Raw genomic sequence first — 18,513 nt, 5'->3', positions numbered from 1 at the left:
CCGCCTGCAGGTGCAGCCTTGTGCTGCGCCTACAGGGAGCGAAGCCAACTCAGCGCTCCCAGGGATACTGCAACTCCCACTGCCACGCATGTCGCACAATCTCCTCCAGCGAAGCGAACGCCGGGCGCCAGCCCAGCACCTGCATGGCTTTGCTCGCATCCGCCACCAACCGCGGCGGGTCGCCCGCGCGGCGCGGTGCGTCAAGGGCATTGATCTGTCGCCCGGTTACTGCCCGGGCCGTATCGATCACCTGCTGCACCGAAAAGCCCAGGCCATTGCCCAGGTTGAACGCGGCACGCTCGCCACCGGCCCGTAAATAATCCACCGCCAGTGCATGGGCCGCCGCCAGGTCTGCAACATGCACGTAGTCGCGTATACAGGTGCCATCCGGGGTGTCGTAGTCGCGACCAAACACAGTCACCGCCTCGCGTCGGCCAGATGCAGCCTGCAGGATCAAGGGGATCAGATGGGTTTCCGGGTCGTGACGTTCCCCTAGCTGGCCTTCTGGGTCAGCGCCCGCGGCATTGAAATAGCGCAGGCATACCGATTTCAAACCATAGGCCCGGTCAAAGTCCTCAAGAATCTGCTCGACCATCCATTTGCTCAACCCGTACGGGTTGATCGGTACCTTGGTGTGCGCTTCATCGATCGGCACGTACTGTGGGTTGCCATATACGGCGGCACTGGAAGAAAACACCAGGTGCCTGATGCCGGCATTGACCATGGCCTGCAGCAGGGCAAGGGTGGCTGCGACGTTGTTCTGGTAGTACTTGCCGGGCGCGCTGACCGACTCGCCCACTTGAATGAACGAGGCGAAGTGAAACACTGCATCGAAGCGACAGACGCCAAACAGCACGTCCAGTGCGGCTTCGTCGGCGATATCGAGCCTGGCCCACTGAATGCCGGGGCCAGGTGAGACCAGGTCCGCGACCAGCACGTCATGGCCGGCGGCGAGCAGGTGCTTGACCATGTGCGAACCAATGTAGCCCGCACCACCCACAACCAGATATTTCATCCCCACCTCCTGGAATCTGCTGTTTACAGACGCAGTGAACACTCCCTGACACGTGCAGGTGGGATGATCATCTACAGGTGACCTGAGCGTAGATGGCCCTATGCTCTATTTCAAGAATAGCCAGTTGGACATGTAGGTGCCGTCGAAGGTAATGGTGTATTGCCCATCCTTGTAGGCCACCGGCAGCGGTTTCAGCTGCACCTGTGCATCGCGGGCGAACAGTTTCAGGCCGGCGGGTGCCTTGATGTTCAGGCTGCCTTCAAGGGGCTCCACATTGAACGGCGTCTTGTCATCGGCCTTGGGCATGGCACGGGTGCCCAGAGACAGCAGAAGCTCGCGCGACTGACCCAGTGGCTTGCCGTCCAGGCTCTGGACCACCACGCTGGCGTAAGGCGTTTTCGTTTGTATCTGAATGGCACCCAGGTTTATCGGGCGGCCGCCCAGCCAGCCGCTGGCGGCCTGGGTCAATGGCGTGTCGATGGTGTAGATGCCTTGTTGCCAGTTGCGCCTGAGCTCGCCTGTATCGGTCACCGACTCGGTGGCATCGGCGGCCAGCAGCGATTGCCCCGGGTCGTGCAGCACCTGCGCGCCTGCCGGTATGGGCGCGGGTTTTAGCCAGGGCAATTCCGGCGTGTGTGGCAGGGCGATCTGCAACTGGCCCTTTTCCATGGCCGTGCGCAGCAGCGGTGAGTTACGCGGGGTGATTTCCTGGTTGTACAGGGTGGCAGGTGTCGGTGCGAACACGTAGCGAGTGGTGGCTGGTTTTACGTCCGCACGGCGATAGAGCAGGGCAGCGGCGGGCAGGGTGGCGATCATCGCCGGGTCGTTGTACGCGTGCCAGTTGTCCGCCGTGCGCCAGCCCGGGTTGAACGCTTGTTGGCTGTAGGCGTATTGCAGCATGGCGTCCCAGCCTTGGTGGCTGGCGGTGCCGGCGATGTAAATCGGCAGCGAGTGACGGTCCGGCAGCGGGAAGGGCTCGGCGTTCCACTCGGTGACAGTCAGCGGTTTACCGACGACCTGGGCGGCAGCAATCCAGTCGATCATGCCGTCGCTGGTCAGCGGGTTTTTCTCCAGTTGGCCTGCGTCGCCGTAGCTGTGGGCGTCGATGACATCGCCAACGCTCAGTGCCGGAAGCGCGCTAAGCCCATTGCCGCCCCAGGTACTGGTGGTAGCAATGGGCACTTTCACGCCCACGCTGCGCAGGTGGGCGATCATGCCGGCATTGAAGCGCTGCTCCAGCTCGTTGAGCAACAGCTTCGACGGTCCATGTTCCCAGGCACGCCAGGTAAGGTCGACGGGTAGATCAAACTGTTTGGCAAAGGCCTTGGCTGCGGCCATGTAGCGCGCACTGTGGCGCGGTACATCCTTGTTTGGCATCAGGGCGTTGCCGTAATGCTGGGTCAGGTCATTCTCGTTGGTGATCAGCACGGCGGCGATGGCCGGGTCGTCCTTGTAGGCCAGGCCCGTGTATTCGTTCACATGGGTCAGGTACTGCTCGGCGAAGCGTTTCATCGCTTGCTGGATACTGTCGTTCACGTAGGCGTAACCCTTCAGGTCGACGCGACCGTCCTTCTCGGGCAGCTCCTTGAAGTCTTCGATGTTGTCGTTGGCGGTGAACGCACGCTGCACATGCATGTCCAGCCAGATGTAGATGCCTTCGTCCTTGAGTGACTTGATCCACAGGTCGAGCTTGCGCAGCGATTCGGCGCTGAGCTGCTGGGTATCATGCACCAAGGTGCCGTCGCCAAAGACGTTGGGGCTGACCCAGGGCGAGTCGTGGTGATGCAGACGCACCAGGTTGAAGCCCAGCGCCGAAAGGCGTTTGGCCTGTAGGCGGATTTCTTCGTCAGGGGTTTTGAACAACGAGTAGGCCGACAGGTTGGTGCCCCAGAAGCGCACTGGAGTGTTGTCGGCGAACATCAACTGGTCGCCGACCGCCTTCACGAAGCCACGCTTGCCGGCGGGTTTCTCCGCTGCGTTGAGGAACGACAGGTCCACCGGCGAGGTGCGCCAGTCCAGTTGGTCATCAGGCCAGCTGGCGGGGTCTGCCAGCCCGAAGCGCTCGCTGGGGGTAGGGCCGAGTTCGATGTCGCCGGTCACGTTGAGCACGGCCTTGAACTGCTGGCGGCCGGCGCTGATCGGGTCCTTGTAGAGGAATGCACGCAGCTCGGACGGGTTGCCGCGCTCGAAATAGACCTTGGCCAGTGGCGGGTCGAAACGCATTTCGATGCGTCGAGCCTGGTCGGCCTTGCCCCACGTCCAGCCGCGGTTGTCGGGCAGCAACTGCGGGGCGCCCATGTCGCCGGTGATTTGCGCCGGGTCGAACTGGAACACCATGCCGCCACCCATGACACCGCTCTGGCGGCTGTGGGCGTCGAGGTCGAAGGCCCAGCTCAGGGTTTGCGCTTGTTCCTTGCGGATGTCAGCTTGCAGGTCGAAGTCCAGTTCCTTGTTCTTGCCCCGCAGCGTGTAGTGGTAAGGGCCATTGACCTTGAAGTCGGTATAGAAACCGGTCCAGCTCCAGTTGGCAGCCCAGAAATCGAATTTGGCCTTCATGACCGGGCCGCCGCCGTGTGTCACGGTAGGCAAGCCATTTTGCTCATCGACACTGACCTGCCAGTCTGAAGCCCAACTGGCCAGCGGCAGCAGGGCCAGGCCGGCAATGGCCGAAAAGCGCACGAAATGACGCAGGGACAGCCTATTCATGAACATTACCTGGGTTGTAGGTCGGGTTCTGCCAGTTCCATCACCTGGCTGTTGTGCAGCCGGCGAACCATCTGGATGTAGGCCACGCCCAGCCCTGCGATAGACCAGTACACCACCGGGATGAAGGTGATGCTGCTGACCGTGAAGATGATGACCAGAATGCCGATCAGCGTTGCCAGCAACACCCGGCCGAGCTGTCGTCGCTCGTCATCCTTGTCGGCAAAACTGAGCATGGCCCTGCGGATACCCACCACCACCACGGCAAAGAACGCCACGAACAGGCCTAGCCCGACCAGGCCGGCCCGCAGCGCCAGGTTGATGTAGGTGTTGACGATGTCGATGATGCCTTCGCCCTGGATCATCGACTGCATTTCGGGTGTGTTGCGGAAGTCGAAGGAGCCGAACAACGGGTTGCGCTGGATGACGATCCAGGAATTGTCCATCAGCCGCTCGCGGTAGGTGATGTTCTCTTTCTCGAGGTTGCCGATGAACGGCAGCAGGTCCAGCACCTTGTCGCCACCAGGCACGACGGTCAGCAAGGGCAACGCCAGCATGCCAGCCGCCCCCAGCAGTGCCAGGCGCTTGACGGCGCCTTTGCCCAGGGCAATGAACACCACCACGATGACCACGGCGCCGATCCACGGGCCGCGTGACAATGGCGCGAACAGCCCGGCGGCCAGCAGCAGGGCGCCCATGGCCCTGTGCAGCGGGCGTTGCACATAGCCTTGCACGAACAGGAACAGGCCGATGGCCACGCTCATCACGTAACCCAGTACAATCGCCTGGCCGGTGGTGACGCTCGCCCGCAGCGCACCACCGCGGCTCAGGTAGCCGGACATGCTCCATGGCACGCCCATGGCGTCGACCAGGGCGCTGTATAGCAGCCAGTGGCGTACATACTCGGCCACAGCGATCAGCGCCATGACGAAAGAGACAAGTACGAAGGCCAGCAGGGTGTCCTTGAAGTCGCTGATCTGACGCAGGCCACGGCTGGCCACGTAGTACGGCAGGAGTACGTCGACATACAGGTACAGCGCCTGGCGCAGCGTGTCGGTCGGGGTGGTTTCGCGCAAATAGAGCACGCTCAGCAGCAGCAGGCCGGCGGCCAGCAACTTATCGGCCCAGGTGCGGCCGAAGCGCAGGGTGTCACCTTGCCGGCGCAGGTGCAGCGCGGCCGGCAGCAGCACGCACAGGCTCAGCAGGCGAATATGGTTAAGGTCGACCAGGTAATTGACCACGCCAAACCCGGGCACCTGCACCGACGCTGGCGGGATCAGGAACAGCAGCATGTAGAACAGCGCCATGGGGTTGTGCTCGCGGCGCCCGGCCAGCAAAAGGACGACCGCACCCACACCCAGATACAGCCAGAAGCTGTGCGAGAGAAAAGCCAGCAGGGTCAGTAGGAACCACAGATTACGCCGGCGCTTGTAGTCGCTGAGCGGAATCAGGTCGGTGGCAGGCCGCCGCGCCATCACGAAGACCACGCTCGCCAAAAACAGGATGACGATCAACGCTCGAAAATGTTCAGGCATTGGCTATGTACACCTTTCCTTCGGTGGGCAACGGCTAGCATCGTGGCTAATTGAAACTATAGTGACTTTTAGCCAATCAGTCAGAGATTGAAGTCATGCCGTCGATTGATGTGTCAGCCGCCGCGAGCCTGCGCAAGCGGGCCTTGAGAGCCGGGTCGTGGAACCTGGTCTCGCAGGTGGCTTCACAGGTGATGCGCCTGGGCGGCAATCTGATCATGGCCCGCTTGCTGCTGCCGGAAATGTTCGGGGTGATGGTCATTGCCACCACTGTTTCGATACTGCTGCATTTGCTTTCCGATGTTGGCCTGCGCCAGAACATCATTCAGAGCCACCGTGGTGACGATCCGGATTTTCTCAATACCGCCTGGACCGTGCAGATCATCCGCGGTTTCCTGCTGTTTGCGCTTACCCTGCTGCTGGCCCTGGGGGCTTGGTTGGCCCAACTGGCCGAGCTGTGGCCGGCCGACTCCACCTATGCCGCCCCCGTACTGCCGATGGTGCTGGCAGTAACCGGCTTGTCGGCGGCCATCTGGGGGTTCCAGTCCACCAAGATAGATGTGGCGGTACGAACTTTCCAACAAAAGCGCGTGGTACTGGTCGACCTTGCCTCGCAGGTGGCCGGCCTGGTGGTGATGCTGGTGCTGGGCTTGCTGACCCATTCGATCTGGGCGCTGGTGTTATCAGGCCTGGTTTCGGCGGTGGTCTGGACCGTGCTGGGGCATACCGCCCTGGAGGGGCCCACCAACCACCTGCGCTGGGACCGTTCGGCGCTGACCGAGCTGATCGTGTTTGGCCGCTGGATCCTGTTGTCGTCGATGGTTGGCGTGCTGGCGATGTACGGCGACCGTATGTGGTTTGGCGCCAGCATGTCGGCGGCGCAACTGGGTGTGTATTCAATCGCCGTGCTGATCCTGGGTGCGGTGCAGACCGCCCTCATGAAAATTGTCGGCGCGGTGGCGTTGCCTGCTTTCAGCGAAGCGGCCCGGGCCGACGACAAGCTGCGCCTGAAAGCGCTGTATTTCCGCTTTCGGCTGCTGGTCGACCTGCTGGTACTGTTCATTTGTGGCGGGTTCCTGACCGCCAGCCCATTGCTGATTGGCTGGATGTATGACGATCGCTACCGCGAAGCAGGGCCGATGCTGGCGATTCTCTCGCTATCGTTCATCGTATTGCGCTATACCTTGGCTCATCAGGTGTGGATTGCCTTGGGCCTGACCAAGTACCAGGCCATGGACAACATCATCCGCCTGGTCTCGTTATGGGGGCTGTTGCCGCTGTTACTGGCGATTGGTGGGGTGGAGTGGGCTATCTGGGGGGTTGCCCTGCATGCTGTGCCAACGCTGGTGCTGGTTGTGTATGTGAACTGCAAACTGGATATCTTCAGCCTCAAGCGTGAGCTGGTGGTACTGCCGATGTTGCTGGTCGGGGCGCTGTGCGGGGCACTGTTGACGGCCTTTTTCAACTGGCTGTAGCGCAGTTTGCCGGGTGTAACTTTCATGGCTACAGGTCACGGGATCATGGAGAAGCTCACTTTTTGTAATGCGCAGTTGGGTCGTAGAGGTTTTCTCCAGAGTTGTGTCTTGCTCAGTGTGGGGGGGGCGGTGTTCGGCGCCTCGGCGGCCGTTGCTGGCAAGGCGGTCGAAAAGCCCGGGTTCGTGGTAATCAACGGTTGGGTATTGCCGTCCCGTTATTTTCGGAACGCGTCGGCATGATCAAAGACTTTCAGCAGCAGAAGGCGCTGCGCGATCACTACGATTTCTGCATCATCGGCGCCGGCCCGGCGGGTATAACCCTGGGCTTGCGCCTGGCAGCCGCCGGCTGGAGCGTAATGATCGCTGAAGGCGGGGGGCGCGAATATGCGTCGTACTCGCAAGACTTGTACGCGTGCTCATCCACCGGCCTGGAGCTGTATGCCGAGGAATCCCGCCTGCGTTACCTGGGGGGCACCTCCAATCACTGGGCTGGCCGGTGCCGGCCATTCACTCCTTCGGATTTTGCCGTCGCCCCGCCAGGCGACTTGCCGGGTTGGCCAATTCCCTACTCGGAGATCGAAGGCTTTCTACCGGCAGCGATGGAGATTGTCGATCTGGCGCCTGGCGCGGATTTTCGCGCGATGAATACCGGCCTTGATGGTGGTGACTTCGAGGCGGACCGCTTTCTGCTCAGCACGCCGACACGCTTTGCGCAAAAGTACGCTACAGCACTGGAGCAGACCCCAGGCCTGGACGTATTCATCCACTGTAATTGCGTTGACCTGGAGTTCGACAAGGCTTCCGGCCACCTGGCTGCGGTGGTTTTGTCCGACTATCAACGCAATCGTCAGCGCCTGGTAGCAAGCAACTTCATTCTGGCCACAGGTGCCATCGAGAATGCCCGGCAGTTGCTGAACAGCGAGACCCTGGTGGCTGCAGGTGTGGTGAGCAAGGAAGGGCTGGTCGGCGGGGGATTCATGGAGCACCTGAACATCGAAATGGGCACTTTCATCCTCAAGTCCGGGCAGGACCCGGAGCCGCGCCAGTACTACACCACCGATGCTTTCGTCGACGAGTACAAGGCTGGTAAAGGTAATGTCACCGCTGTTTTGCTGGCCGATGTGCAGACCTATGGCCGCACAGCCGAGGTCAAGTATTTTCTCGAGAGCCTGGCCTGCGACATGGGTTTTGCCAGCAAGGTCGCCTTCGTCGCCAAGTTCAGTTGCCCCGGTGACGGCGTGCTCAGCACCATGATCGAGCAATTCCCCAGCCTGCACAGCCGCATTTCGCTGCTGGACGAGAAGGATGCGCTGGGCGTGGCCAAGGTCAATGTCAACTGGGTGCTTAGCGCCGATGACCGGCACACCATCAAGTGCATTGGCAGCGAACTGGCCAAGCAGTTCGCCGACATGGATCTGGGGTTCGTCAAGCTCAACGATTTCGTTTACGACACCTCGATTCCGCTGAAAATGGCACCCCATGCCCATCACATGGGCACCACGCGTATGGCCGCCTCGCCGCAGTTCGGTGTGGTCGATGCCAATTGCAAGGTGTTCGGTACCGAAAACCTGTATGTCGCCGGCAGCAGCATTTTTGCCAAGGGCGGCGCCTCCAACCCGACCATGCCGCTGTTGCAATTTGCCTTGCGGCTGGCCGACCACCTCGATAACAAGATGAAAGCGGCCAGCAGCGCCGCAGCGTGATGCAGGTTGTACACGGGTGAGAGCGATGCGGTCAGCACCTAGAAGAACGAGACCGGAACGCCTCAGGACACTCCAGATTGTTCAGATCGCGAGGCCAGGCAGTATGAAGGGATGGATACGCAAGGCAGTGGCGCACTACGCCCATGCAACCGGGCGAGGGGGCAAATTCTACAGGAGGTTCTGCAACCCCTCTGGTCTTGAATGGGGGGCCTACCTGGCCCGATGGGGCAACTTTCACTCGGTCGGCAGCAATTTCTACGTCAATACAGGCTGCAAGTTTCTCGACCCGTCGCTGGTACGTATCGGCAACAGCGTGGGCTTGTCCGACTGCACGCTGATCGGTCATGACGGAGTGGTACTGCTGATCGAGCATCGCTATGGCAAGCACCTGGATTCGGTCGGTTTCATCGACATCAAGGACAACTGCTTCATCGGCCATGGTGCGATCGTGATGCCTCGCGTGACCATCGGGCCCGAATCCATCGTGGCGGCAGGGGCGGTGGTGACCAAGGACGTGCCGCCAGGCACCGTCTATGGTGGCAACCCGGCCGAGTTCATCTGTACCACCGAGCAGTTGATCAAACGAGTCGAGGCACGTTGCGAAGCCTACCCATGGATCGATCTGGTGAAGCAGCGCAACGGTGCCTACGACCCGGAAGTGGAACCGTTACTGATGGCGCAAAGACGCCAGTATTTCTTCGGGGACGGCAAAAATGGCTAGCAAACCTGTGGATGTCATGGTGGTGAACTTCAATACCGCGGGACTGCTGCAGCCGATGTTCGATGCGCTGCGCCGGGCCGACAGCGAGCGGCTGGCCAGTTACCTGGTGGTCGACAATGCCTCACGCGATGACTCGGTGCAGCGCATGGCCCAGGTGTGCCCCGAGGCACTGCTGCTGAGCAACAAGCAGAACGTGGGTTTCGGCCGGGCCAACAACCAGTTGCTGGCCCACCTCAAGGGTAAGTACGCCTTGCTGCTCAATACCGATGCCTTCGTTGCCGCCGACTCGCTGCAGAAAACGCTCGACTACATGGAAGCCCACCCGGAGTGCGGCGTACTGGGGGTGCGCCTGGAGGGGCGCGATGGCGACCTGCAGCCTAGTTGCCGCTACTTCCCCACGCCGCTCAATGTGTTCGTCGGGCGCACCGGGCTGGGGCGGTTTTTCCCAGGGCTGAAGATGGTCGACGAGATGAACTGGGATCACGCCTCGGTGCGCGAGTGTGACTGGTTGCCCGGCTGCTTCTACCTGGTGCGCCGCGAAGTGCTCGACAAGGTGGGGTTGTTCGACCCGCGCTACTTCCTTTATTACGAAGAGGTGGACCACTGCAAGCGGGTGAAGGAGGCTGGCTGGAAAGTGGTGTACTACCCGCATACCACGGTGGTGCACATCGGTGGCGAAAGTTCCAAGTCGGTGGCGGAGCTGGAGGCCGCCAGCCGGCAGATCTCGTCCTACCAGATCGAAAGCGAGCTGCTGTACTTCCGCAAGCATCATGGGGTGGCGGGGCTGGCCCTGCACATGCTGCTGGTCACGCTGGGCGACCTGGTGCTGGCACTCAAGGCGCTGTTGAAACGACGCGGCTGGGGCGCCATTCAGGCCTGCTGGCGTCATTGCCGGGCAACCTGGTCATTGCTGTTCAAGACCCGGTACGCCAGCCAACCGACAAGGTAGGTGGAGCCATGTTCGAGAATATTCGCGCCGACCTGCGGGCCCATGGCGGGGACTGGGGCGCCCAGGGTTTCTGGGTATTGCTGGTGTACCGCTTTGGCCGCTGGCGTTATACGCTGCGCCCGGCACTGCTGCGTAAACTGTGTTCGCTCATCTACAAGGTGCTGTTCAAATTCGTCCAGATCATCACCGGTATCGAACTGCCTTGCGAGGTGGTGATCGGGCGAAACTTCGTCATCGATCATTTTGGCGGCATCGTTGTCAGCGGCTATGCCCGCTTCGGCGATGACTGCCGTATCCGCAACGGCGTGGTGGTGGGCCTGAAGAATGTCGACGAGCCGATTGCCCCGGTGTTCGGCAATAACGTCGACATCGGCACCGGGGCCAAGGTGCTGGGCAGTATTCGCATCGGCAACAACGTGATCATCGGCGCCAATGCCGTCGTGCTGGTAGATGTGCCTGACAATTCACTGGCAGTGGGGGTGCCGGCCATCATCAAGGCCCGGCAACCGGCCGCCACGGCGTCGGTCGAGTGAGGCCTATGGCAACGGTGATCGGCGTGGTGGTGATCGGCCGCAATGAGGGCCAGCGTCTCGAGCGCTGCCTTGTTTCGCTGGCGCATGGGGCGGACAAGGTCATGTACGTCGACTCGGGATCCACCGATGGTTCGCTGCAGTTGGCCGCCAACCTTGGCGTGGACGTGCTGGCGCTGGACATGGGTATCCCGTTCACCGCCGCTCGCGCGCGTAATGAAGGTTTTGCCGCTTTGCAGCGCCTGTTGCCATCGATGCAACTGGTACAGTTCGTCGATGGCGACTGCGAGGTGAATGCCAGCTGGCTGGCCACGGCGCAGGCCTTTCTTGAGCAGCACCCCGCCGTGGCAGTGGTGTGTGGTCGCAGGCGTGAGCGCTTCCCGCAGCGCTCGGTGTACAACTTGCTGTGCGACCTTGAGTGGGATACCCCTGTCGGTGAGGCCAAGGCCTGTGGCGGCGATGCGCTGATGCGGGCAGACGCCTTTGTGGCTGTTGGTGGCTTCCGCCCTGACCTGATCGCCGGAGAAGAGCCGGAACTGTGCGTGCGCTTGCGGGCCAACGGCTGGAAAGTCTGGCGACTGGCTGCCGAGATGACCCTGCACGATGCCGGCATGACCCGTTTCAGCCAGTGGTGGCGGCGTAGCCTGCGCGCTGGGCACGCCTATGCCGAGGGCGCGTACCTGCATGGCCAGCCCCCCGAGCGGCATTGGCTGCGCGAGTCACGCCGGGCCTGGTTGTGGGGCCTGGGGATACCCCTGGTGATCGCGCTGGCCTGCCTGCTGCTGGGCGGCTGGTGCCTGCTCTTGCTGTTGATCTACCCACTGCAGGCTGTGCGCCTGGCCCGTCGCGGCGGCAAGTCGACGCGCGAGAACTGGCTGCAGGCCGTGTTCCTGGTGTTGGGCAAGTTCCCGGAAATGCTCGGCCAGCTGAAGTTCCTGCGCCATCGCCTTGCGGCTGGCAAATCGGCATTGATCGAGTACAAGTGAGAGAAACCCATGATGCTCGGCACCCTCGTGAAAAGCGTGTTTACCTTGCAACCGGGTTACTCGTTGCGGGCGTTGCACAACAAATACAAGTTGATGCGCCAGATTGCCAGGCAATGGCCTGAGCTGACCGGGTTCATGCAGCGCATGACGACGGCGCTGGGCCCGCATGGTTTGCAGCGGCTGGGTGTGGATTGTATCGGGGTCGTGCAATGGCCTTACATCAGCCAGTGCTGGGAGGCCCCACAGCGTCTGGATGCGCTGGCTTCGCACTTTGAACTGGTGGCGGGGCAATTCCCGGCGTTGCTGCTGCTGGGGCGCGACGAAAACCTGAGGCTGTGTGACCTGTCCAGCCATTCGCCGGGCTGCTGCCTGGTACTGGACCGGCCAATCTGGTTCAAGCGCGAAGGCGAACTGGTGCTGAACCTGTTCCAGGCCGACCTGCGGGTGGCATCCCTGGCCTTCACCCTGGGCCGCAGCCAGGGTGAGACAAGTCTGTTCATTGGTGCGGTGCAGGGTATCCACAAAGGTGTCGACAGCGAAACCTCACTGGCCATCTACCGCGACCTGACCAAGGACTTCGAAGGGCTGCGGCCACGCAGCCTGTTGCTCGAAGCGTTGAAATGCCTGGGCAGGACCCTGGGTGTGACAAAGCTGTATGCCGTCAGCGACGCCTGCCGGCACCATCGTCACCCCTATTTTGGCAGCGACAAGGGCCAGGACCTGGCGGCCAACTACGACGTGATCTGGCAAGAGCATGGCGCCACAGCGTCTGACCGTGAGGATTTTTTTACCCTGCCGTTAGCGCCGGCACAACGGGCGGAAGCTGACATCCCGGCCAAGAAACGGGCGATGTACCGCCGCCGCCAGGCATTGCTTGACGATGTTTTCACCCGTTTGCAGGCAGCATTGCCAAGCAGCAATCACAACCTTGGACTACAAGGAAAACAGGGGGATGCATTTGCTGTGAGTGCATCGGCAGTAGACAGACCGCCCGTAGTCGACAGCCTGAAGTGAAGGTTGCCAGGGAAGGTTGGTCATCAAGCGGGTTTGGATCTGGATTCGTATGCGCATTGCTTACTTCATCAATCAGTACCCGAAAGTCAGCCACAGTTTCATCCGTCGCGAAATTCTGGCGCTGGAGCGTCAGGGGGTTGAGGTACAACGTATAGCCCTGCGTGGGTGGGACGCCGAGGTGCAGGACGCCGAGGACGCAACCGAGCGGGACAAGACCCGCTACGTATTGCAAGGTGGGCTCAAGGGGTTGTTGACACCGACGTGGCAGGTACTGCGTACGCAGCCGCGGCGTTTTTTCCAGGCACTGTGGCTGGCCATGCGCCTTGGTCTGCGAGCAGACCGTGCCTGGCCCTACCACCTGGTCTACCTGGCCGAGGCCTGCCAGGTGCTGCAGTGGTTGCAGGCAGGGGAAGCGACACATGTGCACGCGCATTTCGGCACCAACTCTACTGAAGTGGTCATGCTGGCCAACGCCCTGGGCGGGCCGGCATACAGCTTTACCGTGCACGGCCCTGAAGAATTCGACAAACCACAGTTCCTGCACTTGGGTGAGAAAGTACGGCGCGCCGCCTTTGTCGCGGCGGTGAGCTCGTACGGGCGCAGCCAGCTGTACCGTTGGGTGGCGCACGAGCACTGGAGCAAGGTGAAGGTGGTGCATTGCGGCCTGGAGCGTGGCTTTCATGAGGTGGCGCCGATCAATGTGCCGTCGGCGCCACGGCTGGTATGTGTCGGGCGCCTGTGCGAACAGAAGGGCCAGCTGCTGTTGCTGGAAGCGGCGCGCTGTCTCGCTGCCCAATCGATCGCTTTCGAGCTGGTGCTGGCGGGTGACGGTGAAATGCGCAAGCAGATCGAGGCCTTGATTGCCCGGCACGGCTTGCAGCAGCAAGTGCGTATCACCGGCTGGATCAGCAGTGCTCAGGTACGCGAGGAAGTCCTGGCCGCCCGTGCACTGGTGCTACCCAGTTTCGCCGAGGGCTTGCCCGTGGTCATCATGGAGGCCATGGCCTTGCGCCGGCCCGTGCTGACCACCTATGTAGCGGGTATCCCCGAACTGGTGCGGCCTGGCGAGAACGGCTGGCTGTTCCCTGCCGGCGCCGTGGACGAGCTGGCAACAGCCATGGCCGACTGCCTGGCGCAACCGGCCGAGGTACTGCAGCACATGGGCGAGGTGGCCTACCAGCGTGTAGTGCAACGGCATGACATCGACACCGAGGCGGCCAGGCTGGCCGGCTATTTCAAGGCATACGCATGATAAGTGTATTGGGTTGGTTACTGGGCCTGTTGGCGATCATCGTCCTGGTGCCGGTGTTGGTCCTGGTGCTGCAAGTGTTGCTGGCGTGCCTGCCAGCGCGGGCGAGGCCCAACGGCATTGGCGAGCGCCCGCGAGTGGCGGTGTTGGTGCCCGCCCACGATGAGGCGTTGGTCATTCGTGCGATGCTGGCCAGCGTTACGCCGCAACTGCTGGACGGCGACCGCTTGCTGGTAGTGGCGGACAACTGCTCTGACGACACGGCCCAGTTGGCACGCGAGTCCGGCGCCGAAGTGGTAGAGCGCCACGACACGCGGTTGCGCGGCAAAGGCTACGCATTGGATTTCGGCGTACGCCACCTGGCTCAGCGGCCGACCGAGGTGGTCATCGTGGTGGATGCCGACTGCCAGGTGGGCGAGGGGGCGATCGACTGCCTGGCGCGCCGCTGTCTCGAACTTGGGCGCCCGGTACAGTCGCTGTACCTGATGCGTGCACCGGCAGGTGCCGGGTTGAGAGTGCAGGTTGCCGAGTTTGCCTGGCGGGTCAAGAACCTGGTGCGGCCACGCGGCTGGGCGCGCCTGGGCCTACCATGCCAGTTGATGGGCGCGGGCATGGCGTTCGGCTGGCACGATCTGAGCCTGATCAACCTGGCCAATGGTCACCTGGTCGAGGATGTGAAGCTGGGCCTGGACCTTTGCCAGCAGGGTAAGCCTCCTGCTTTCTGCCCCGAGGCACTGGTCACTAGCCAGTTTCCGCTCAGCCAGCAAGGCCTCAACAGCCAACGCACCCGCTGGGAGCATGGCCATCTGGGCTTGATGCTCGCCGACGCACCCAAACGGGCGAGGGCTGCAATCACCCAGCGCAATGCTAGCCTGGCGGCCTTGACCCTGGACTTGCTGGTGCCGCCCCTGGCGTTGCTGGTGCTGGCCTTGCTCGGGCTTAATCTGGTGACCTGGCTGGCGTATCTGCTGTTCGGCCTGACGGTGCCCGCGTGTCTGGCCTTTACCGGTTTGGCCTTGCTGGCCTTTGCCGTGGTGTTGGCCTGGGCGCGCTTCTGCCGTGAAGTGATACCGTTCTCGGTGTTGTTGTACGCGCCGTTTTACGCGGCCAGGAAGATTCCCTTGTACCTGAGTTTCCTGATCAAGCGCCAGGTTGAATGGGTGCGTTCAAAACGGGATGACGACTGATGGCTCAGTGGCAGAATCGCTGGAAGCGCGTGATCGACCAACTGGACGTGATCGCTGATGACGCCGCCGTGCAGCACCTGCTCGACCGCCTGGCTACGCCGGACAAGGGCACCGTGTTGGGCTTCGTCAACGCCCATGCGATGAACCTGGTGGTGCGCGATGGAGGCTACAGCCAGGCACTGTCGGCCGCAGATGTGCTGCTGCGCGATGGTGCCGGCATGGCGATCCTGTATCGCGGCCTGGGCCTGGAACCCGGGCTCAACATGAACGGCACTGACTTCATTCCCAGGCTCATGGCTGCTTACCGAGGGCGAAAGGTCGCCTTCTGGGGCACCCGGCAACCCTACCTGGACCAGGCTGCGCAGCGCTGTAAAGCCGAGTTCGGCATCGTGCCAGTGTCGGTTCACGATGGCTTTGCCAGCGTTGAAACCTATCTACAGTTGGCCCGCGGGCAGCAACCCGAGCTGATCGTGCTGGGCATGGGCATGCCCAAGCAGGAAGCGGTGGCAGCGGAGTTGGCAGCCACTGGCGGGCCATGCCTGATCGTGTGCGGTGGGGCGATCCTGGACTTTCTCGGCGGCAAGGTCAGCCGTGCCCCTGAATGGCTGCGGCGTTTGGGTGGCGAGTGGTTGTACCGCCTGCTGCGCGAGCCCAAGCGCCTGTTCATGCGTTATGTGGTGGGCAATCCGCTATTCCTGTTGCGCACCCTGTTGTACCGGCGGGCGGCGGTTTTGGCCAGGCGGGCCCTATGAATCGGCCAAAAATCGCAAAAGCGGTGATTCCGGGTACGCCAGCAGCGGGTGGCTGCTACAGTGATATCAATCGCTTGAGGGCGCCACGCGCCTGCTGCACGGTTTTTGCTTAAGTCTGTTTTCAAGACTTGCTGTTTGATGGAAGGCACTTGCTAGGCTCATCTTGATGAGGTCTGAAATGGTTTTCGAACCCAGAAGCAGTCGTTCCTTACTCCAGAGAAGAAGCAGTGTCAGTAACGCCATTCAGGCCGGCCTTGATGGTATTGCCGTCACCGGTATTGCCTGGTACCTGATCTACGACCAGTTCGGCTATATCACATCCGATTACGTGATCATGCTGCTGTTGCTGATTGGCGCACTGGCAGTCATTTATGATCATTACGCGATCTACCGCACCAACGTCGGGCTTTCGATCAAGGCGTTCCGCCTGTTCAAGGCCTGGTCGGCAACGTTTTGCTTCCTGGTCGTCATGGCGTTCCTGACCAAACAGAGCGAAACCTATTCACGGCTATTGGTCGTGCAACTGTTCGTCATTGGTTATTTCGCCCAGTTATTCTTGCATTTTGCCGTGCGCGAACTGCAAAAGCGCTTTAGCGCGCATGCGCGCCTGGACAATGCCCTCATCATCGGCAACGGTGACCTGGCCAACTTCCTTTATCAGAAAATCAGCAACAACCCGTGGTTTGGCGAGCGGGTGCTGGGGTGCGTGCTGCTCGACAAAGGCGATGGGCAGGGGCTGGAGAGTGCCGAGGGCAAGCAGCGCCTGCCGGTGCTGGGGCATATTGGCGACCTTGACGAACTGGTGGCCCAGCACGGCATTCGTACGGTGTACCTGGTGACGCCACTGGGTGGCTCCGAGGTCATCAACGACGTGTATTTCAAGTTGCTCGACAAGTGCATTGCGGTGAACTGGGTGCCGGATATCTTCTCGTTGCGCCTGATCAACCACAGCGTGCGGGAAATTGCCGGCATTCCGGTGCTGACCCTGTCGGAGACACCTTTGACGGGCATGAGCCTGTTCTTGAAAAACCTTGAGGACCGGGTGCTGGCCGCGTTGATTTTGCTGTTTGCATCACCCGTACTGCTGGCTGTTGCGCTGGCCATCAAGATAGATAGCCGCGGCCCGGTGTTCTTCCGCCAGGAACGTACCGGCTGGACGGGCGAATCGTTCCGTATCTGGAAGTTTCGCAGCATGCATGTTCACCAACCGGAAGAGGGCGTGGTCAAACAGGCGCAGAAGAATGACCCACGGCTGACCCGGATCGGGGCTTTCATCCGGCGTACCAGCCTTGACGAGTTGCCACAGTTGTTCAATGTGCTGACCGGGGAAATGTCCCTGGTAGGGCCGCGGCCACACGCCTTGCAACATGACACCCTGTATTCGCAGGACATCGTCGACTACTTTGCCCGCCACAATATCAAGCCAGGCATGACGGGTTTGGCGCAGGTGCGCGGGTTCAGGGGGGAGACCAAGGATATCGAGCAAATGATCCAGCGGGTCGACTCGGACATCGAGTACATCAACAACTGGTCGTTGTGGCTGGACTTTGTGATTCTGGTGCGCACGCTTAATGCCTTTACGGGTAAGCAGGCTTATTGAGCAACGCACGCCCGCATCGACCGTGTGCCGCCAGTTAGTCCTTGTTCAGCGGATGCAACGCCCTGAACCCCTGCGCTTCTTCCACCAGCCAGTCATGCACCGCCCGCGCACCCGGCTGGTTCAAGCCGCCTGGCGGGTAATGCACCACATAACGCTTGTGGTTGGCGATCGGTACACCAAACGGCACGATCAGTGCCCCGCGTTCCAGTTCATCATTGAGCAGCGTGCGCCGGGCAATCGCCACGCCGATCCCGGCAATCGCCGCCTCGATGGTCAGGTGGTTGCGGTTGAAGGTGTGCCCGCGCCGTACATCCAGGCCGGCGGCGCCGATGCCTTCCAGGTAGAACTCCCACTCGGCATATTCCGAACTGCCACGCCAGGCGGTGATGTCATGCAGCAGCGGGTAGTGCGCCAGGTCAGCGGGGCCGTGCAGCGGCGGGCGCCCGCGCAGCAGGGCAGGTGAGCACACCGGGAAGATCTGCTCGTCCAGCAGCGGCGTCGAAAGCATGCCGGGGTAACTGCCATCGTTCAGGTCGATGGCCAGGTCGAAGTCGCCCGGCGTCAGCGCCTGGGCACTGTCTTCAGCCACCAGGCGCAACTCGATGTCCGGGTAACGTTGTTGAAAACGCGGCAAGCGCGGCGTGAGCCATTTGGCCAGGAACGACGGGATCGATCGCACACGCAACGTGCCGCGGATTTCTCCCGCGTCCAGCCGCAGCAGCTCGGCCTCGATATTGCCGTAGGCCTCGGCCACCGTCTGGGCCAGGCGTTGCCCCTCGGCGCTCAGCTCCACGCCGCGCGCCCGGCGCAGGAACAGCCGGTAGCCCAGGCGCTCTTCCAGTTGGCGCATCTGCTGGCTGACCGCGCCCGGGGTGATATGCAGCTCTTCGGCACAGCGGGTGAAGGACAAGTGCCGGGCTGCGCAGGCAAATACATGCAGCCAGACGAACATCTGACCATTGAGTTGTCGTCGCATCGTTTAGTACTACTAAAGGCTTGCTTAGGAAGTTTCGTTGGTCATCCGTGAGCCAGCGCGTCAGTATCGCGCAAAATCGCAATAACGCTCAATTTCTCCAGACAACCCTACCTTGGATGCA

General features: G+C 61.6%; 15 protein-coding genes. 11 read left to right on the top strand and 4 right to left on the bottom strand.

The window, feature by feature from the left end; genetic code table 11:
* Positions 1–49: 49 nt before the first annotated feature.
* The 3 genes from galE to INQ47_RS03325 all read right to left on the bottom strand — a co-directional run bounded on the left by galE (position 50) and on the right by INQ47_RS03325 (position 5,253).
* The gene (gene galE, locus INQ47_RS03335; protein ID WP_252461292.1) at positions 50–1,015 is read right to left on the bottom strand and encodes a UDP-glucose 4-epimerase GalE; all 966 of its coding nucleotides are present in this window, start codon (positions 1,013–1,015) and stop codon (positions 50–52) included.
* 105 nt (positions 1,016–1,120) lie between these two features.
* Entirely contained in the window at positions 1,121–3,721 is a 2,601-nt protein-coding gene (locus INQ47_RS03330; RefSeq protein WP_252461293.1) for a glycosyl hydrolase family 5, read from the bottom strand.
* A gap of 5 nt (positions 3,722–3,726) precedes the next feature.
* The gene (locus tag INQ47_RS03325; protein WP_021785069.1) at positions 3,727–5,253 is read right to left on the bottom strand and encodes an O-antigen ligase family protein; all 1,527 of its coding nucleotides are present in this window, start codon (positions 5,251–5,253) and stop codon (positions 3,727–3,729) included.
* 95 nt (positions 5,254–5,348) lie between these two features.
* On the opposite strand from INQ47_RS03325, the gene INQ47_RS03320 reads away from it, so the two are divergent.
* From INQ47_RS03320 to INQ47_RS03270, 11 genes are all read left to right on the top strand, one after another.
* A complete protein-coding gene (locus tag INQ47_RS03320) occupies positions 5,349–6,725 on the top strand; it encodes an oligosaccharide flippase family protein (RefSeq protein ID WP_404701091.1) in 1,377 nt (458 codons plus the stop codon).
* A 236-nt stretch (positions 6,726–6,961) separates the two neighbouring features.
* Positions 6,962–8,428 (top strand): GMC oxidoreductase, encoded by a 1,467-nt coding sequence (locus INQ47_RS03315; RefSeq protein ID WP_404701090.1) that lies wholly within the window; start codon positions 6,962–6,964, stop codon positions 8,426–8,428.
* Between the two features lie 103 nt (positions 8,429–8,531).
* Positions 8,532–9,149, top strand: coding sequence for an acyltransferase (locus INQ47_RS03310; protein WP_252461296.1), 618 nt, complete (start codon positions 8,532–8,534; stop codon positions 9,147–9,149).
* A complete protein-coding gene (locus tag INQ47_RS03305) occupies positions 9,142–10,098 on the top strand; it encodes a glycosyltransferase family 2 protein (RefSeq protein ID WP_252461297.1) in 957 nt (318 codons plus the stop codon). Before INQ47_RS03310 ends, INQ47_RS03305 begins: the two co-directional genes overlap by 8 nt.
* A gap of 8 nt (positions 10,099–10,106) precedes the next feature.
* Positions 10,107–10,631, top strand: coding sequence for a serine O-acetyltransferase (locus INQ47_RS03300; RefSeq protein ID WP_054888344.1), 525 nt, complete (start codon positions 10,107–10,109; stop codon positions 10,629–10,631).
* A 5-nt stretch (positions 10,632–10,636) separates the two neighbouring features.
* Positions 10,637–11,614 (top strand): glycosyltransferase family 2 protein, encoded by a 978-nt coding sequence (locus tag INQ47_RS03295; protein ID WP_252461298.1) that lies wholly within the window; start codon positions 10,637–10,639, stop codon positions 11,612–11,614.
* A gap of 9 nt (positions 11,615–11,623) precedes the next feature.
* Positions 11,624–12,628, top strand: coding sequence for a VirK/YbjX family protein (locus tag INQ47_RS03290; RefSeq protein WP_404701089.1), 1,005 nt, complete (start codon positions 11,624–11,626; stop codon positions 12,626–12,628).
* A gap of 49 nt (positions 12,629–12,677) precedes the next feature.
* The gene (locus INQ47_RS03285; RefSeq protein ID WP_404701088.1) at positions 12,678–13,880 is read left to right on the top strand and encodes a glycosyltransferase; all 1,203 of its coding nucleotides are present in this window, start codon (positions 12,678–12,680) and stop codon (positions 13,878–13,880) included.
* The gene (locus tag INQ47_RS03280) at positions 13,877–15,064 is read left to right on the top strand and encodes a glycosyltransferase family 2 protein (protein ID WP_404701087.1); all 1,188 of its coding nucleotides are present in this window, start codon (positions 13,877–13,879) and stop codon (positions 15,062–15,064) included. The genes INQ47_RS03285 and INQ47_RS03280 overlap by 4 nt, the downstream gene beginning before the upstream one ends.
* Positions 15,064–15,816 carry a WecB/TagA/CpsF family glycosyltransferase gene (locus tag INQ47_RS03275; RefSeq protein WP_404701086.1) on the top strand — a complete coding sequence of 251 codons (753 nt, stop codon included), beginning with the start codon at positions 15,064–15,066 and terminating at the stop codon, positions 15,814–15,816. The genes INQ47_RS03280 and INQ47_RS03275 overlap by 1 nt, the downstream gene beginning before the upstream one ends.
* Positions 15,817–15,994: 178 nt before the next feature.
* Positions 15,995–17,416, top strand: a complete 1,422-nt coding sequence (locus INQ47_RS03270) for an undecaprenyl-phosphate glucose phosphotransferase (protein ID WP_176684286.1) — start codon at positions 15,995–15,997, stop codon at positions 17,414–17,416.
* A 34-nt stretch (positions 17,417–17,450) separates the two neighbouring features.
* Here INQ47_RS03270 and INQ47_RS03265 read toward each other — a convergent pair whose 3' ends face one another.
* Positions 17,451–18,392 carry a LysR substrate-binding domain-containing protein gene (locus INQ47_RS03265; protein ID WP_404701085.1) on the bottom strand — a complete coding sequence of 314 codons (942 nt, stop codon included), beginning with the start codon at positions 18,390–18,392 and terminating at the stop codon, positions 17,451–17,453.
* Positions 18,393–18,513 lie beyond the last annotated feature (121 nt).

It is taken from the genome of Pseudomonas sp. 3HC3, from assembly GCF_044904505.1.
Taxonomy (GTDB): domain Bacteria; phylum Pseudomonadota; class Gammaproteobacteria; order Pseudomonadales; family Pseudomonadaceae; genus Aquipseudomonas; species Aquipseudomonas putida_Y.
This window is presented reverse-complemented; position numbering and strand designations above follow the sequence as displayed.

Coding starts and splice junctions, on each gene's coding strand:
- galE (WP_252461292.1), bottom strand. CDS start 1,015: ATGAAATATCTGGTTGTGGGTGGTGCGGGCTACATTGGTTCGCACATG.
- INQ47_RS03330 (WP_252461293.1), bottom strand. CDS start 3,721: ATGAATAGGCTGTCCCTGCGTCATTTCGTGCGCTTTTCGGCCATTGCC.
- INQ47_RS03325 (WP_021785069.1), bottom strand. CDS start 5,253: ATGCCTGAACATTTTCGAGCGTTGATCGTCATCCTGTTTTTGGCGAGC.
- INQ47_RS03320 (WP_404701091.1), top strand. CDS start 5,349: ATGCCGTCGATTGATGTGTCAGCCGCCGCGAGCCTGCGCAAGCGGGCC.
- INQ47_RS03315 (WP_404701090.1), top strand. CDS start 6,962: ATGATCAAAGACTTTCAGCAGCAGAAGGCGCTGCGCGATCACTACGAT.
- INQ47_RS03310 (WP_252461296.1), top strand. CDS start 8,532: ATGAAGGGATGGATACGCAAGGCAGTGGCGCACTACGCCCATGCAACC.
- INQ47_RS03305 (WP_252461297.1), top strand. CDS start 9,142: ATGGCTAGCAAACCTGTGGATGTCATGGTGGTGAACTTCAATACCGCG.
- INQ47_RS03300 (WP_054888344.1), top strand. CDS start 10,107: ATGTTCGAGAATATTCGCGCCGACCTGCGGGCCCATGGCGGGGACTGG.
- INQ47_RS03295 (WP_252461298.1), top strand. CDS start 10,637: ATGGCAACGGTGATCGGCGTGGTGGTGATCGGCCGCAATGAGGGCCAG.
- INQ47_RS03290 (WP_404701089.1), top strand. CDS start 11,624: ATGATGCTCGGCACCCTCGTGAAAAGCGTGTTTACCTTGCAACCGGGT.
- INQ47_RS03285 (WP_404701088.1), top strand. CDS start 12,678: ATGCGCATTGCTTACTTCATCAATCAGTACCCGAAAGTCAGCCACAGT.
- INQ47_RS03280 (WP_404701087.1), top strand. CDS start 13,877: ATGATAAGTGTATTGGGTTGGTTACTGGGCCTGTTGGCGATCATCGTC.
- INQ47_RS03275 (WP_404701086.1), top strand. CDS start 15,064: ATGGCTCAGTGGCAGAATCGCTGGAAGCGCGTGATCGACCAACTGGAC.
- INQ47_RS03270 (WP_176684286.1), top strand. CDS start 15,995: ATGGTTTTCGAACCCAGAAGCAGTCGTTCCTTACTCCAGAGAAGAAGC.
- INQ47_RS03265 (WP_404701085.1), bottom strand. CDS start 18,392: ATGCGACGACAACTCAATGGTCAGATGTTCGTCTGGCTGCATGTATTT.